Genomic DNA, 14394 nt, shown 5'->3' with positions numbered 1-14394 from the left:
AACCACCATGGCCAAGCGAATCGACGTATCGGGTCTGACCGCCTACTACGGCTCCCACAAGGCGATCGACGACATCTCCATGACCGTGGAGCCCCGCTCGGTGACCGCCTTCATCGGCCCGTCCGGCTGCGGAAAGTCCACCTTCCTGCGCACCCTGAACCGTATGCACGAGGTCACCCCCGGTGGCCGCGTCGAGGGCAAGGTGCTGCTGGACGACGAGAACCTGTACGCCAAGGACGTCGACCCGGTCGCCGTGCGCCGCACGGTCGGCATGGTCTTCCAGCGGCCCAACCCCTTCCCCACGATGTCGATCTTCGACAACGTCGCGGCGGGCCTGCGGCTGAACGGCACCTACAAGAAGAACCAGCTGGCGGAGATCGTCGAGCGCTCCCTACGGGGAGCCAACCTCTGGAACGAGGTCAAGGACCGGCTCAACAAGCCCGGCTCCGGCCTGTCCGGCGGCCAGCAGCAGCGCCTGTGCATCGCGCGCGCGATCGCGGTCGAGCCGGACGTACTGCTGATGGACGAGCCGTGCTCGGCGCTCGACCCGATCTCGACCCTCGCGATCGAGGACCTGATCGGCGAACTGAAGGAGCGCTTCACGATCGTCATCGTGACGCACAACATGCAGCAGGCGGCGCGCGTCTCCGACCGCACGGCGTTCTTCAACCTCTCGGCGGTCGGCCAGCCCGGCAAGCTGATCGAGATCGACGACACCGAGCGGATCTTCGCGAACCCGTCCGTCCAGGCGACCGAGGACTACATCTCCGGTCGCTTCGGCTGACAGAGGCCCCGGAACGCCGGGGAGCAGACGTCTGGGGTGCTGCATGGCGGTGCCACCCCAGGACGAAGGGGCCCGCCCCTCTCCCAGGGGGCGGGCCCCACCACGTCCTCCACCACCACCGCGCCGCTGCCCCGCCCCGGTCCACCTCTCCGCGGCGGCGACCGGGCCGGGGCGCGTGAGGCCGCGGACGGGTCCGGACCGGGCGTGGGTACGGGACCGGGACACCGGACGGGCTGCACATGCCGCTGCGCGGCACCTCAGCGTTCGAGGCGCGGGGGTCCGGGGGTGGAGCCCCCGAAACACCGCGCGAAGCGCCCGGGGCGGTGCCCGGTTCGGGAAGGCGCGGGGTCCGGGGCGGAGCCCCGGTTCCAGGAAGGGGCGGGGAGGGGAACAGGCTCACGCCCGCCCCCACGCGGGCTCAGCCGAAGATCAGGTACACCACGCCGTAGCTGGCCGCCGCCACCATCGCCGCCGCCGGCATCGTGATGAACCACCCGAGGATGATGTTCTTCGCGACACCCCACCGCACCGCGTTCACCCGCTTCGTCGCGCCGACGCCCATGATCGCCGAGGTGATCACATGCGTCGTCGAGATCGGCGCGTGGAACAGGAACGCCGAGCCGAACATGATCGACGCACCCGTGGTCTCCGCCGCGAAGCCCTGCGGCGGGTCCAGCTCGATGATCTTGCGGCCGAGCGTCCGCATGATCCGCCAGCCACCGGCGTACGTACCCAGTGACAGCATCAGCGCACAGGCGATCTTGACCCAGGCGGGGATCGGGTCGCCCTGGTTCTCGACATCGGCGATGACGAGGGCCATCACGACGATGCCCATCGTCTTCTGCGCGTCCTGGAGGCCGTGGCCGAGCGCCATACCCGCCGCGGACACGGTCTGCGCGATCCGGAAGCCGCGCTTGGCCTTGTGCGGGTTGGCCTTGCGGAACATCCACATGATGCCGACCATCACGAGGTAACCGACGGCCATACCGACGATCGGCGAGATGAACATCGGGATGACGACCTTCTCGAGCACCCCGGTCCAGATCACCTCGGTCCCGCCGGCGAGCGCCGCTCCGACCATGCCGCCGAACAGCGCGTGCGACGAGGAGGAGGGCAGGCCGAAGTACCAGGTGATCAGGTTCCAGACGATCGCGCCGACCAGTGCCGCGAACAGGATGCCCATGCCGCGCGAGCCGACGGGCGTCTCGATGAGTCCTTCGCTGACGGTCTTGGCGACGCCCTGTCCGAGGAAGGCGCCCGCGAGGTTCATCACCGCGGCCATCGCCAGTGCCACGCGCGGCGTCAACGCCCTCGTGGAGACCGATGTCGCGATCGCGTTCGCGGAGTCGTGGAAGCCGTTGGTGTACGTGAAGAAGAGCGCGACCCCGATGGTCACGACCAGGGCAAAGGTGTCCACGTGGTTCAGGACTCCTTGACCGCGATGGTCTCCACCGTGTTCGCCACGTGCTCGAACGCGTCCGCGGCCTCTTCGAGCACGTCGACGATCTGCTTGAGCTTGAGGACCTCGATGGCGTCGTACTTGCCGTTGAAGAGGTGGGCGAGCAGCTTGCGGTGGATCTGGTCCGCCTGGTTCTCCAGCCGGTTGACCTCGATCCAGTACTCGGTGAGGTTGTCCATCGTCCGCAGGTGCGGCATGGCCTCGGCCGTCAGCTCCGCCGCCCGTGCCAGGACCTCGATCTGCTGCTCGACGCCCTTGGGCAGCTCTTCGACGTTGTAGAGGACGACCAGGTCGACGGCCTCCTCCATGAAGTCCATGATGTCGTCGAGGGACGAAGCGAGGTTGTAGATGTCCTCGCGGTCGAAGGGCGTGATGAACGAGGAGTTCAGCTGGTGGAAGATCGCATGGGTGGCGTCGTCCCCGGCATGCTCGGCGGCCCGCATCCGTTCCGCGATCTCGGCCCTGGCGGAGGATTCCGCCCCGAGCAGTTCCATCAGGAGCTTCGAGCCGGTGACGATGTTGTCCGCGGAGGCGGAGAACATGTCGTAGAAGCTCGTCTCCCTGGGGGTCAGACGAAATCGCACGTGGGGTCCTCGGGGTGCTTGGATTCGGTCAGGCTGATGCTAGGCGCATCATCCGGCCACGGCTAACCGGCAGTATCCCAGTGTCGCCCATGAGAACAAGGCGATCAGCACGGACCCCCACCGGATTCCACACGATTCGTTACCATATACCCACGAGGGGTATACATTCCCTTTCGGGACAACGGGAGGACACGATGACGACCACCGAGGCGGCCGGCCTTCCGGTCACGGAGCAAGAGACCGACCACGAACGCGGCGTGCACGGGTACCACAAGCAGAAGGACGAACACCTCAAGCGGCTGCGCCGTATCGAGGGCCAGATCCGCGGGCTGCAGCGGATGGTCGACGAGGACGTGTACTGCATCGACATACTCACCCAGGTCTCGGCCTCGACCAAGGCCCTGCAGTCCTTCGCGCTTCAGCTCCTCGAGGAGCACCTGCGGCACTGTGTCGCGGACGCGGCGGTGAAGGGCGGCACCGAGGTGGACGCCAAGGTGGAGGAAGCGACGAAGGCCATCGCCCGTCTGCTGCGTACCTGACCGGGCGGCTGCATGGCTTGATCTTTACGGTCTTCGCCGGGTGCGGCACCGGCCGGGACGGCCCCCCGCGCCTGGGCCGGTCACGGCAGGACCGCCCCGCTCCCTCACCGGCAGGCGGCCCGCTCGGCCGCCACCATCAGGACCTCGTCGATACGGTCCGCGCTGAGTCGCTCTTCCGCGGCCGCCGACGCGGCGATCATCAGCTCGCCGCACAGCTCGATCTCGGCGAGGGCCACGTGGTCGTCCTGGACGGTGGTCGTACTGGGCGGGGCCACGTGCAATCACCTCTTCCGGCCGATGTCGGTTTCCTAGCGTAGGGAGCGGTGCACGCGCTGCGCATGGCACGTCCGGACCATTTAGGTTCTGACTCTCCCGGCCCAGACACCCCTGGCCTCCCCCGCGCGGACGGGTCCGTCCGGCGCGCTCAGGCCTTGACCCTTCCGGAGTAGATGTCCTTCTCGTCCGGAAGCTGGACGACGACCTGCGCCCCGAAGTCGAAGAGGACCGTGGTCGACGTGACGTCGACCGTACGGCCCTCATTGACGAACGCGAAGCGGTGCCGCACCTTCCGGAGCCTGCCCGCCTCGTCGAGGTAGGCATCGAACGGCACCACGTCCCTGGCGAACCCTTTCGCCGCTGCGGCCAGTGACGCTCTCGCATGAGGTTCCGCGACCCGCGCCGCCCGTCCGATGTCGGTGACGCCCTTGAAGTGCCGTACCTTCTGGCCGGCGATCTCCACATCGCCGACAAAGGTCACCCGGTCCGCGCCGCGAAGCAGTTCGGCGGCGGTGAGCGGGTCGGTCGCTCCGCCCGTGACCAGATTCCCGTCGTCCAGGGTGGTCGTGTCCACCCTGACCCACTTGTCCGGGGGCACGCCCGCGCCCCGGTTCTTCATGTACAGGGCGCCGGACGTCAGCAGTTCGGTGATGGGTTTGTGCTCGTCCTCGCCGGCGGCGTCCGGCGGCAGTACGACCTTCAGCCTGCCCACGCCCCGGGCGAAGTCGTATCCACCCTCGCCCCGGATGGTGACCCGGGTGCCGCCCGACGCCATCTCCATCGACGTACGCGCCTTGGAGCTCCCGGCCCCTGTCAGCGCGTCAGCGGCTCCGCGCACCTCGTCCGCCGCGCCGCCGGACCTGCCCGGGGCCGGTCCGTTGCCCTCCTCCGCGGCAGCGCCTGGGCCGGAGCACCCCCCGGCCGCCGCCACGGCCATGGCTGCCAGGACGGCGACCGCTCCGCCCCTGCGCTTGTGCTGCACCACCATTGCCTGCCAACCCCCAACACCGGACCGCCGCTTGGACGGGCCCCCCTTGCCCTCCGCCCGAGGGGCCGGGGAACGACCCACTCGCATAACGACCGCCCCGGCACGTCGTCACGCCGGTCCCGGGGCTTTGCGGCCCCCGGGCCGCAGTACCGTTGACCCGTGCCCCAGCAGGACCCCTCGGCCGGCGACCCGGCGACGCATGCGACCACCACAGTCGAGCGCGGCTCCTTCGCCGTGGCCCGCTGCACCTGCGGCTGGTCCGGACCGGCCAGGCGGTCCCGTGACCGGGCCCGTACCGACGCCCGGTCCCACGTCCTGACCCCCACGTCCTGACCGGGCCGTCGGGCCGGGAACCTGCCGGCGCCGGGAGCCGTCTCGTTCCCCAGGAGGTTCCATGGACCGGCGTGCGCTGCTGACCACCGCTGTCGCCCTCACCGCGGCCGCCGCTACGGGCTGCACGGAGAAGGGGGACGGCACCGCGCCGGGCACCACCGCCTCCGCACCCACCCCGTCAGGGCCCTCCGCGCCGTCACCCACCAGGACCGCCGCCGCGGACTGGGCCGCGCTCGCCCGCGGCCTCGACGGGCAGCTGATCCGGCCCGGGGACGCGGAATACGCGAGCGCCCGGCAGCTGTACAACACGCGCTTCGACTCGCTGAAGCCGGCGGCCGTCGCCTACGTGACGGGCGAAGAGGACGTGAAGGAGTGCCTCGCCTACGCGCGGGCACACGGCACGCCGGTGTCCATCCGCAACGGCGGCCATTCCTACGGCGGCTGGTCCTCGGGCGACGGACGCCTGGTCATCGACGTGTCGCTGCTCGACCGGATCGAGGCCGACGGCTCGATGGGCGCCGGTGCCAAACTGGTCGACGTCTACAACACCCTGGCCCGGCACGGCCGTACCGTCCCCGCGGGTTCCTGCCCCACGGTCGGCGTCTCCGGCCTCGCACTCGGCGGCGGCCACGGAGTCACCTCCCGGGCCTACGGGCTGACCTGCGACAGCCTCACCGAGGCGACGGTCGTCACCGCAGACGGCAGAGCGCTGACCGTGAACGCCGACGAGAACAAGGACCTCTTCTGGGCGCTGCGCGGCGCCGGGAACGGCAACTTCGGTGTGGTGACACGGCTGCGTTTCCGCACCAGCCCCACCCCTGACACCGTCACCGCGTATCTCAACTGGCCGTGGCAGAAGGCGGAACCGGTGCTCGCCGCCTGGCAGCGCTGGGGCCCCGACCAGCCGGACGAGATCTGGTCCTCGCTCCATCTCTCCGCCGGCCCCGGCGGCTCCCGGCCCACGCTGTCCGTCGTGGCCTTCACGCTCGGCGCGGAGAGCGATCTGCAGAACGCGGTCGACCGGCTCGCGGGCGCCGCCGGCTCCGCCCCCTCCTCCGTCGCCCTGCGCCCCCGCGGCTACCGGGACGCCATGCTCGGCTACGCGAACTGCCTCTCCCTCAGCGAGGAACAGTGCCGGCTGCCCGGCAGCACTCCGGGCCGCGACCGGCGGGGCGCGCTGGCCCGTGAGACGTACGCCTCGGCCTCCGACTTCTACGACCGTGACATCGCGGCCGGCGGTCTGCGCGCGTTGATCGCCGCGGCGGAGGCCTTCACCCGTCTCCCGGCCGCCGCGGGCGGCGGCGGTTCGATCGCCCTCACCGCGCTCGGCGGCGCGGTGAACCGGGTGGATCCACTGGCGACGTCGTTCGTGCACCGCCGTTCACGGATGCTGGCGCAGTACATCGCCGCCTGGCGGCCCGGCACCGGCGGCACCGCGCAGCAGTCCTGGTTGCGGGACACTCATGCGTCGATGCGGCGCTACGCGTCGGGAGCGGCGTACCAGAACTACGCCGATCCGACCCTGTCCGACTGGCGCCGGGCCTACTACGGCCCCGCCCTCGACCGGCTGACCCGGCTGAAGAAGCAGTACGACCCGGACCGCCTGTTCGACTACCCGCAGGCGCTCTAGCCCGGACCCGCGGGCGTCCGGTCCCACCGGACCGCCCCGCGGCCCGAAGCGGAAGGCGCCCGGACTCGTGGGGGCACGGTTCCACGCCTCCCGGTACGCGCCCCCGCCCGGGCGTCAGCCGCATACGGGAAGACGCCCCGCAAGGAACTCCTCGAACGTGACCTTCCCCACGGCCCGCTCGGGCGTCAGATGCCCGCCCGCCCGGAACCCTTGGTAGGCCTTGCCGGCCAGGCGCACGTTCAGCAGCGGACGGCGCCGGCCGCTCGCGCGCAGATAGGCCCGGGCCAGCTCCGGAAACGGACGGACCTCGGGGCCGCCCAGGTCCGGCACCCGACCTGCGGGCGCCCCGGCCGCGAGCTCGGCCAGCCGGGCGGCGACCTCCGCCACTTCGATCGGCTGGTCGGCGACCCCTGCCGGGAGCAGCATGACCGGCGGCTTCGCCAAGCCCTGCAGGAGCTGCAGCACCAGGTCGTGGAACTGTGTCGTGCGCAGCACGGTCCAGCCGAGCCCAGACTCCTCGATCAGCTTCTCGACGGCGAGCTTGGTCCGGTAGTAGCCGAGCGGCACCCGGTCGACTCCGACGATCGAGATGTACACCAGATGCCGCACCCCGGCCCGGCGGGCCGCCTCGATCACATGGCGTGCCGCCTGCTCGTCGCCGCCGCGCGGCGAGCTCGCGCAGTGCACGACGGTGTCCACTCCCGCCACGGCCGCGGCCAGCCCCGTGCCCTCGCGCAGGTCCACGGCGTAGGGCCGGGAGTGCCGGCTCAGCACCCGCACCTCGGACGCGTCGGCGCGCAGCCGCTCGGTGACGAGCCGGCCGAGCGTTCCGGTGCCGCCGGTCACCAGGATCGTCGTCATCGCAGTTCTCATCCCTTCGGTGGGCGTGCGCTCCCTGGTGGAGCGCCCGTCATCCGCTGAGAACCGACGAGCACCCGAGGATGTGACAGTCCTTCGGGACCGCATGCACCAGCGGTTCACGCACCCGGGGCCATGGCGGCGAACTGCCGGCCCGCGAAAACGAGTTTGTCCGGGTTCGCGACCACCCGCACCCGGGCGATGACGCCGTCGCGCAGCTCGCACGAGGTGACGGCGACGAGCTGCTCCGCCGCGTGCGCCACCAGGGCCGGCATCCCGTTGACCTCGGCGACCGTGAGGTCCAGGTCGCCCCCGGTCCGCCGCAGGCCCATCAGGAAGTGCGCCACCGTCTCGCGGCCGACGAGCGGGCGCCGCGCCGCGGTGACCTTGCCCCCGCCGTCGCTCCACCAGGTGACGTCCTCGGCGAGCAGCTTCTCCAGCCCTGCCAGATCGCCCTCGCGTGCCGCCAGGACGAACGACTCGACAAGCTCGTGCTGCCGCTCGGCCGGCGGCACGAAGCGGGCCTCGGGCAGGGCCACCCGCTGGACCGCCCTGCGGTACAGCTGGCGGCAGTTGGCCTCGCTCAGGTCGAGCACCCCGGCGATGTCCTGATGGCGGTAGCCGAACGCTTCGCGCAGCACGTAGACCGCGCGCTCCGCCGGCGTGAGCCGCTCCAGCAGCACCAGCAGCGCCGTCGACACGGTGTCGCGCTGCTCGGCGGACTCCATGGGGCCGAGCGACCCGTCCTGTGTGAACACCGGTTCCGGCAGCCACGGCCCGACGTACTGTTCGCGCTGCACACGGGCCGAGGTGAGCCGGTTGAGGCAGAGGTTGGTGACGACCCTGGCGAGCCAGGCCGCCGGGTGCCGGATCGCCGCACGATCGGCGCCGCTCCAGCGCAGATACGCGTCCTGCACCGCGTCCTCCGCCTCCTCGGCCGAGCCGAGCAACCGGTAGGCCAGGCCGAACATCCTGGAGCGGTGAACGGTGAACTCCTCGGCGGTCCCTGACGTCACCCGCCCAGCCTGCCAGAGGCACGGAAGCGTCCGGCAACCGGCGTCGGCCCAGGGTGGACCACGGCCCGCACACACCACCGCGCGGTCATCCGGCTCCGCGGCCTCCGGCCCGGCGGACGAGAGGCTCGAGGCTCAGGCCGCGAGGCCGTTCTCGCCCTTGCCCTCGGCCTTCGTCTCCGGGATGCCCAGCGACTCGGGCCGCAGCGAACCGCCGGCCGAGGCCCCCTTGGACCGCACGAGCCACCCGAAGTGGCGCGAGCCCGCGATCGCCGACACCAGCGGCGTGAGCAGCGCGAGCGCCGGCGGGGCGAGCAGCAGTGCCACCGCCGTACCGAGGGCGAATCCGCCGATGACATCGGTCGGGTAGTGCACGCCCATGTAGACACGGCAGAAGCCCTCGGCGAACGCGAGCCCCAGTGCGGCGGTACCGAACCTGCGGTTCGCCACGAACAGCCCGGCGGCGATCGCCATCGCCATCGTGGCGTGGTCGCTCACGAACGAGTAGTCGGTCTTGCCGGCGACGAGGACCTCGAGGCCCTCGTGGGAGAGGAACGGCCGCGGCCGTTCCACGAAGCCCCGGATGGGGATGTTGACGAGCAGCGCGATCCCGGCGGCGAGCGGCGCCCAGATCAGTCCGGCGACCGCCGAGACCGAGTCCTCCGCGCTGCCGCGCCGGCGCACGCTCCACCAGCACCAGAGCACGACCGTCACGAGGGCGAGCATGATCCCGTACTCGCCGACGAACTCCATGGTGCGGTCGAGCCAGGTGGGCGCGTCCTTGGCGAGGCCGTTGATGTCGTAGAGCAGGCCGACATCCGGGTTCACACCGTCTGCTGCGAGTCCAGCCATCTGCTGCGGCCCCTTGCCTTGTGCCTGCCGGCGCACCTGCCTGTGCGCCGTCCTGAATCAACCCCCGTGGTCAGTGCGGTGTCTGCTGCATGGTCAGTGCGGCCTTCCCTGCCCAGGGAACGACGTGATCGGCGGTCGCGTTCCACTCTCCACCGAACGATCACCATGACGTTATCGAAGAGTGACACGTCGTCGCAGCTCAGAGCCCTGACGCCACCGTCGTGTTCCAGCCACTCGGACGCCTTCCGCTCATGCCTCGGGCGCCTGGGGCAGGTCCGTCGGCAGGGCGCGCGCGCCGTCCTCGGTGACGCGTGTCGCACCGAAGTAGTCCGGGGTGTCGATCTTGTCGAACCGGATCACCGCACCCGTGTAGGGGGCGTTGATCATGTACCCGCCACCGACGTACAGCCCCACGTGCCGGATAGCCCTCGAGTTGGTCAGGTCGTCCGAGAAGAAGACCAGATCGCCCGGCAGCAACTCGTCCCGCGAGGGGTGCGGCCCGGCGTTGTACTGGTCGTTCGCCACGCGCGGCAGTTCGATCCCCACCGTGCGGTAAGCCGCCTGCGTCAGTCCCGAGCAGTCGAAACGACCGCCCTGCTCCGGCGTTCCGTTGCCGCCCCACAGGTATTTGGTGCCCAGTTTCTGCTGCGCGAAGTAGATGGCCCCGGCCGCCTGCCTCGACGGCTCGACGCGGCCGACGGGCTTGGCGAAGCTCTGTTCGAGCGTCCGGATGACCTTCACGTAGTTCTGCGTCTCACGGTACGGAGGCACACCGCCGTACTTGATCACCGCGTAGGCGCCCGCGTTGTACGCGGCGAGCATGTTGTCGGTCGGATCACCCGGCGCCTTGCGAACATATCCGGCCAGTTCGCAGTCGTACGAGGCCGCCGACGGGATCGCGTCCGCCGGGTCCCACACATCGCGGTCACCGTCCTTGTCCCCGTCGATCCCGTGCGACGCCCAGGTGCCCGGGATGAACTGCGCGATGCCCTGGGCGGCGGCGTGGCTCTGCGCCTTCGGGTTCCAGCCGCTCTCCTGGTAGAGCTGGGCGGCGAGCAGCGCGGGGTTGATGGCCGGGCAGAGGTTCCCCCACTTCTGCACCAGCGGCTGGTACTTCGCCGGCACGGCCCCCTTCGCCAGCCCCACCGCCCCGTTCTTGGAGCCACCGAGGAGCCCGGAGGCCGCCGAGTACGTGCCGACGACGAGCAGCGCGACGAAGCACAGGCAGAACCCGATCGAGAGCCCCGCGACCAGCCACGCCTTACGCACCGTCAAACACCCCTCAGCGCCCGGTAGTCCGCTTCGCCGTCAGTCTAGGCGTCCACCCGCCCCCCGTGGAGGCGCTCACCCGGCGCACCGCTTCGCCCGTTGGCGCACCGTCCGCCCGCCCTCGGCAGGCGCCGTGGCCTCGACCGCCGTCGTCGTCCGCGCGATCATGCGCGCCACATCGCGTGGGCTCCACGGCAGCAGGCGCGTGAGCAGGCCACGCCTGGTCAACGCGCACCACCCAGCTCGACCCAGAGCAGCTTCCCGCCCTGCGGCAGCACCGTCGCGCCCCACGCGTCCGCGCACACAGCGACGAGGCACAGGCCCCTGCCACCGGTCGCCTCGGGTGCGGGGCGGCGCGGCAGCCCCGCGAACGGCGGCGGAATGTCGGGATGCGTGTCCCACACCCCGAGCCGTAGTCGGCCCTGCTCGGGCGAGCGGAGCCGGAGGCCGTACGCGCCGTCGGTGTGCCGGAACGCGTTGGTGACGAGCTCGGAGGCGAGCAGTTCGGCGGTCTCGGAGAGGTTGGCGAGGTGGTGGGCGCGAAGCACCGCACCAAGGATGTGACGGGCGATGCGGGGAGCGCGGGGGTCTTGCGGGAGTTGGAGGGAGTAGGTCCAGGGCGGGGATACGGTGAGCATGGAAGTCTCCTCGACGGAGGGCTGCTTGACGTGAGGGTGACGCGTGCCTGGTGACCAGGTCGCTCCGTCGAGCGGGGTGCTTCCAGGCGGGTGGCCTAAGACAGAGGCTAGGGCTACGCAAAGAAACTTTGCATCGATTCGAGGGGTTCCATGCTTGAACCCCTCGTGTGGGTGACAATCGCCCCTGACACCGAAGGAGTCACATGGCTGCGAGGCCGGCCCCGACAGCGCGGCGCGTCCGCCTCGCCACCGAGCTGCGGCGACTGCGCGAGCGAGCCGGAATGACAGCCACCGAGGCGGCCAAGGAACTCGGCACCAGCTCAGGGCAGTTGAGCAACGTCGAGACGGCCAGGTTCGGCGTCAGCGCTGACCGGGTCCGTGCCATGGCGCGCGCCTACTCATGCTCGGACCAGGCGTTCGTCGATGCTCTGGTGACCATGGCCACCGAAAGAAGCCGGGGGTGGTGGGAGCAGTACAGGGACATCCTTCCCACCGGTCTTCTGGACCTTGCCGAGTTCGAGCACCACGCGACAGAGCTGCGCACGGCATACACCTCGCACATCCCTGGCCTCCTCCAGATCGCCGACCACGCCCGGGAGGTCTTCCGCCAAGTGGTGCCCGAGCTGACGCCCCCAGAGATCGAGCACCGGGTGTCGCACCGCATCAAGCGCCAGGACGTCATCTACCGGTCGGGCCCGATCCCGTACGGGTCTGTGGTGCACGAGGCCGCACTACGGATGCAGTTCGGCGGACCGTCGGTCGCACACAGGCAGCTCGATCACCTGCTCGACATGAGCGAGCGGCCCCACATCACGTTGCGCGTGATTCCTTTCGCCAAGGGCGCGTTTCCCGGCTCGGGTCAGTCGTTGGCCTACGGCTTCGGCCCCGTTCCTCAGCTGGACACCGTCCACCTCGACCAGTCGCACGGACCTGTCCTGCTCGACGCAGAGGCGCAGCTCGCCCGCTACCGGACTCTGCTCGATCGGATGGAGGCCGTCGCTCTCACGCCTGAGGCCTCCCGAGACTTCATCCACAAGATTGCCCAGGAACTGTGAAGGGACCGGCCGTGCTCGAATCCGCTTGGCAGAAGTCTTCCTACTGCGGCGAGGGTGACGCCTGCGTGAACGTTACTGCGGACACCACCGGCGTCAGACTCACCGAAAGCAGTGACCCGGACGGACACATACTCCACACCACCCCCTACGCCTTCGCGTCCCTGATTTGCTCGCTCAAGGACGGCACACCGAGCCCGGACATAGCCGTCACGCGCACCGCCGACGGCCTCGTCCGTATCGGCGCGGTCGTCACGACCACCGCTGAGAAGTGGGACGCCTTCGTGCTCGGCGTACGGGCCGGCGAGTTCGACCACTTCGGCCAGGGCGTGCGTTCACTCGTTCGGCAGACATGATCACAAAAAGCCCGCGGCTGCCGCGACCTGCGGACCAAGCTCCACTCCGTGTCGAACAACAGCAACACCAGCAAGGCCGTCGTCCCCGCACAGGGCGAGCCCCTCCGTCCTGGTACGGAGACCTGCTCGGCGAGGTCAAGGAGACGGTCTCCCGCGCTCGCGTCCGCGCGCAACGCGCCGTCAACACCGAACTGGTCCAGATGTACTGGGAGATCGGCCGCCACATCGTGCGCCGACAGCAGGCGGAGGGCTGGGGCAGCAAGGTCGTCGCACGCCTCGCCACGGACCTGAGAACCGCGTACCCGAACCAGCGGGGCTTCTCCCACCGCAACCTGATGTACATGCAGCAGATGGCCCGCGCCTGGCCGGAGCCAATTGTGCAACAGCCCGTTGCGCAATTGCCGTGGGGCCACGTCATCCTCCTGGTCACCAAACTGAGACCCGCTCCGAGCTGGACTTCTACGCCCTGAGGGCCGTCCAGCAGACCTGGTCACGTGACACGCTGGAACGCCACATCATCCAGCAGCTCCATCTCCGGCAGGGCGCGGCCGACACGAACTTCGGGACCACGCTCTCCGACGACGCGGCAGCCGTGCGAGAGATCGCCAAGGATCCGTACCGTCTCGACTTTCTCGGGCTCGACGAGCAACACAGCGAACGAGAGCTGGAGGACGCGCTCGTCGCCAACATCGTCCGGTTCCTCACCGAGCTCGGAGTCGACTTCGCCTTCGTGGGCCGGCAGTACTCCGTGGTGGTGGGGGGCGAGGAGTTCCGGATCGACCTGCTCTGTCATGCCGACGGAAGAGACCCTGGCCCGCGTCGCCCAGGAAGTCCTGGACGACGATGCGGCGGCCGGGCGGTGACCACCGCGCGCCGGCAGCCGGCCGGGCCGGGGCGGATGCCCGTCCCGGCCCGGCCCGGCTACGGCTTGCGCCCCACGCCCCCGTACATCGCGACCTCTTCCGGGGTGAGCGGTTCGGCGGGGTCCGGGCGCCAGCGGTTGCAGGAGACCACGCCGGGAGCCAGCAGCTCCAGGCCGTCGAAGTAGCGCTCCACCTGCTCCGGCGTGCGCTGGGTGAGACGCGGGGTGCCGTGTTCGTTCCAGAAGGCGACCGCCGCGTCCACGTCCGGCATCGACGTGCTGGTGATCGTGTGCGACAGCGCGAGGTGGCTCCCGGACGGCAGCGCGTCCATGAGCCGGCGCACCACCCCGTACGACTCCTCGTCGTCCTCGATGAAGATCACCACGCCGAGCAGCATCAGCGCGACGGGTTCCGAGAAGTCGAGCGTCTTGGCCGCCTGCTCCAGGATCGTGTCGATGTCCCGCAGGTCGGCGTCGAGATAGTCGGTGCTGCCTTCCGCGGTGCCGGTCAGCAGGGCGCGGGCGTGCACGAGGACGAGCGGGTCGTTGTCCACGTAGACGATGCGCGCGTGGGGGGCGACGCTCTGCGCCACCTGGTGGGTGTTGTCGGCGCTCGGCAGACCCGTCCCGATGTCCAGGAACTGACGGATTCCGGCCTTTCCGGCGAGATGCCGCACGGCGCGACCGAGGAACTTGCGGTCGGCCAGGGCGTAGTCCCCGATGCCCGGATGCAGTGTCCGGATCTGGTCGCCGACCTCCCTGTCGACCGGATAATTGTCCTTGCCGCCGGTCCAGTAGTTCCAGATCCGCGCCGTGTGAGGGCGCGTGGTGTCTATGCGAGCAGCCATGGGCGCGTTTTCGGTCACCCGGTGAAGCGTAGGCAACTCGGGCTGTGAGCAAC

General features: G+C 70.1%; 17 protein-coding genes and 1 pseudogene. 8 read left to right on the top strand and 10 right to left on the bottom strand.

Annotated features, from left to right (window positions below; translation table 11 throughout):
• Positions 1–7 precede the first annotated feature (7 nt).
• On the top strand, positions 8–784 hold the full coding sequence (gene pstB / locus GLX30_RS18980; RefSeq protein ID WP_159690301.1) for a phosphate ABC transporter ATP-binding protein PstB: 777 nt from the start codon (positions 8–10) through the stop codon (positions 782–784).
• A 418-nt stretch (positions 785–1202) separates the two neighbouring features.
• On the opposite strand, the gene GLX30_RS18975 is transcribed toward pstB, so the two are convergent.
• Both GLX30_RS18975 and GLX30_RS18970 read right to left on the bottom strand, forming a co-directional pair.
• Entirely contained in the window at positions 1203–2201 is a 999-nt protein-coding gene (locus GLX30_RS18975; RefSeq protein ID WP_159690298.1) for an inorganic phosphate transporter, read from the bottom strand.
• 5 nt (positions 2202–2206) lie between these two features.
• Entirely contained in the window at positions 2207–2827 is a 621-nt protein-coding gene (locus tag GLX30_RS18970; protein ID WP_005315481.1) for a DUF47 family protein, read from the bottom strand.
• 194 nt (positions 2828–3021) lie between these two features.
• On the opposite strand from GLX30_RS18970, the gene GLX30_RS18965 reads away from it, so the two are divergent.
• Positions 3022–3366 (top strand): metal-sensitive transcriptional regulator, encoded by a 345-nt coding sequence (locus GLX30_RS18965; RefSeq protein WP_159690296.1) that lies wholly within the window; start codon positions 3022–3024, stop codon positions 3364–3366.
• A gap of 104 nt (positions 3367–3470) precedes the next feature.
• Here the strand turns inward: GLX30_RS18965 and GLX30_RS34390 are convergent, their stop codons facing one another.
• Both GLX30_RS34390 and GLX30_RS18960 read right to left on the bottom strand, forming a co-directional pair.
• A complete protein-coding gene (locus tag GLX30_RS34390) occupies positions 3471–3641 on the bottom strand; it encodes a hypothetical protein (protein ID WP_167306773.1) in 171 nt (56 codons plus the stop codon).
• 149 nt (positions 3642–3790) lie between these two features.
• Positions 3791–4630: a hypothetical protein gene (locus tag GLX30_RS18960; protein WP_159690293.1), complete on the bottom strand. Its 840-nt coding sequence runs from the start codon at positions 4628–4630 to the stop codon at positions 3791–3793.
• Between the two features lie 159 nt (positions 4631–4789).
• On the opposite strand from GLX30_RS18960, the gene GLX30_RS34385 reads away from it, so the two are divergent.
• Together GLX30_RS34385 and GLX30_RS18955 are read left to right on the top strand one after the other, a co-directional pair.
• The gene (locus GLX30_RS34385; RefSeq protein WP_167306842.1) at positions 4790–4963 is read left to right on the top strand and encodes a hypothetical protein; all 174 of its coding nucleotides are present in this window, start codon (positions 4790–4792) and stop codon (positions 4961–4963) included.
• Positions 4964–5024: 61 nt separating this feature from the next.
• Positions 5025–6593, top strand: a complete 1569-nt coding sequence (locus tag GLX30_RS18955; RefSeq protein ID WP_159690288.1) for an FAD-binding oxidoreductase — start codon at positions 5025–5027, stop codon at positions 6591–6593.
• Positions 6594–6707: 114 nt separating this feature from the next.
• Here GLX30_RS18955 and GLX30_RS18950 read toward each other — a convergent pair whose 3' ends face one another.
• The 5 genes from GLX30_RS18950 to GLX30_RS18930 form a co-directional block, all read right to left on the bottom strand.
• A complete protein-coding gene (locus GLX30_RS18950) occupies positions 6708–7454 on the bottom strand; it encodes an NAD(P)H-binding protein (RefSeq protein ID WP_159690283.1) in 747 nt (248 codons plus the stop codon).
• 116 nt (positions 7455–7570) lie between these two features.
• A complete protein-coding gene (locus GLX30_RS18945) occupies positions 7571–8467 on the bottom strand; it encodes an RNA polymerase sigma-70 factor (protein WP_159690280.1) in 897 nt (298 codons plus the stop codon).
• A 132-nt stretch (positions 8468–8599) separates the two neighbouring features.
• Complete coding sequence (locus GLX30_RS18940; protein WP_159690277.1) at positions 8600–9316, bottom strand: phosphatase PAP2 family protein; 717 nt, start codon at positions 9314–9316, stop codon at positions 8600–8602.
• Between the two features lie 249 nt (positions 9317–9565).
• Positions 9566–10585, bottom strand: a complete 1020-nt coding sequence (locus tag GLX30_RS18935) for a bifunctional lytic transglycosylase/C40 family peptidase (protein ID WP_208545586.1) — start codon at positions 10583–10585, stop codon at positions 9566–9568.
• A gap of 224 nt (positions 10586–10809) precedes the next feature.
• The gene (locus tag GLX30_RS18930; RefSeq protein WP_159690274.1) at positions 10810–11223 is read right to left on the bottom strand and encodes an ATP-binding protein; all 414 of its coding nucleotides are present in this window, start codon (positions 11221–11223) and stop codon (positions 10810–10812) included.
• Positions 11224–11426: 203 nt separating this feature from the next.
• Here GLX30_RS18930 and GLX30_RS18925 point away from each other — a divergent pair, with 203 nt between their 5' ends.
• From GLX30_RS18925 to GLX30_RS36215, 4 genes and pseudogenes are all read left to right on the top strand, one after another.
• A complete protein-coding gene (locus GLX30_RS18925; RefSeq protein WP_159690271.1) occupies positions 11427–12278 on the top strand; it encodes a helix-turn-helix transcriptional regulator in 852 nt (283 codons plus the stop codon).
• An 11-nt stretch (positions 12279–12289) separates the two neighbouring features.
• The gene (locus tag GLX30_RS18920) at positions 12290–12631 is read left to right on the top strand and encodes a DUF397 domain-containing protein (protein WP_159690268.1); all 342 of its coding nucleotides are present in this window, start codon (positions 12290–12292) and stop codon (positions 12629–12631) included.
• On the top strand, positions 12628–13101 hold the full coding sequence (locus GLX30_RS35335; protein WP_244258211.1) for a DUF1016 N-terminal domain-containing protein: 474 nt from the start codon (positions 12628–12630) through the stop codon (positions 13099–13101). Before GLX30_RS18920 ends, GLX30_RS35335 begins: the two co-directional genes overlap by 4 nt.
• A pseudogene (locus GLX30_RS36215) lies at positions 13035–13361 on the top strand (PDDEXK nuclease domain-containing protein); the annotation flags it as partial. The gene GLX30_RS35335 and the pseudogene GLX30_RS36215, both read left to right, overlap by 67 nt.
• A 191-nt stretch (positions 13362–13552) precedes the next feature.
• On the opposite strand, the gene GLX30_RS18910 reads toward GLX30_RS36215, so the two are convergent.
• The gene (locus tag GLX30_RS18910; RefSeq protein ID WP_159690265.1) at positions 13553–14341 is read right to left on the bottom strand and encodes an SAM-dependent methyltransferase; all 789 of its coding nucleotides are present in this window, start codon (positions 14339–14341) and stop codon (positions 13553–13555) included.
• Positions 14342–14394 lie beyond the last annotated feature (53 nt).

It is taken from the genome of Streptomyces sp. Tu 2975 (assembly GCF_009832925.1).
GTDB lineage: Bacteria > Actinomycetota > Actinomycetes > Streptomycetales > Streptomycetaceae > Streptomyces.
The sequence above is the reverse complement of the archived record's forward strand: the minus strand, read 5'-3'. Positions and strand labels throughout refer to the sequence as shown.

Bases quoted from the DNA above. Each gene is read 5' to 3' on its own strand.
- GLX30_RS18950 (WP_159690283.1), bottom strand. From the start codon at position 7,454: ATGACGACGATCCTGGTGACCGGCGGCACCGGAACGCTCGGCCGGCTC.
- GLX30_RS18965 (WP_159690296.1), top strand. From the start codon at position 3,022: ATGACGACCACCGAGGCGGCCGGCCTTCCGGTCACGGAGCAAGAGACC.
- GLX30_RS18930 (WP_159690274.1), bottom strand. From the start codon at position 11,223: ATGCTCACCGTATCCCCGCCCTGGACCTACTCCCTCCAACTCCCGCAA.
- GLX30_RS35335 (WP_244258211.1), top strand. From the start codon at position 12,628: ATGATCACAAAAAGCCCGCGGCTGCCGCGACCTGCGGACCAAGCTCCA.
- GLX30_RS18960 (WP_159690293.1), bottom strand. From the start codon at position 4,630: ATGGTGGTGCAGCACAAGCGCAGGGGCGGAGCGGTCGCCGTCCTGGCA.
- GLX30_RS18955 (WP_159690288.1), top strand. From the start codon at position 5,025: ATGGACCGGCGTGCGCTGCTGACCACCGCTGTCGCCCTCACCGCGGCC.
- GLX30_RS18925 (WP_159690271.1), top strand. From the start codon at position 11,427: ATGGCTGCGAGGCCGGCCCCGACAGCGCGGCGCGTCCGCCTCGCCACC.
- pstB (WP_159690301.1), top strand. From the start codon at position 8: ATGGCCAAGCGAATCGACGTATCGGGTCTGACCGCCTACTACGGCTCC.
- GLX30_RS18940 (WP_159690277.1), bottom strand. From the start codon at position 9,316: ATGGCTGGACTCGCAGCAGACGGTGTGAACCCGGATGTCGGCCTGCTC.
- GLX30_RS18910 (WP_159690265.1), bottom strand. From the start codon at position 14,341: ATGGCTGCTCGCATAGACACCACGCGCCCTCACACGGCGCGGATCTGG.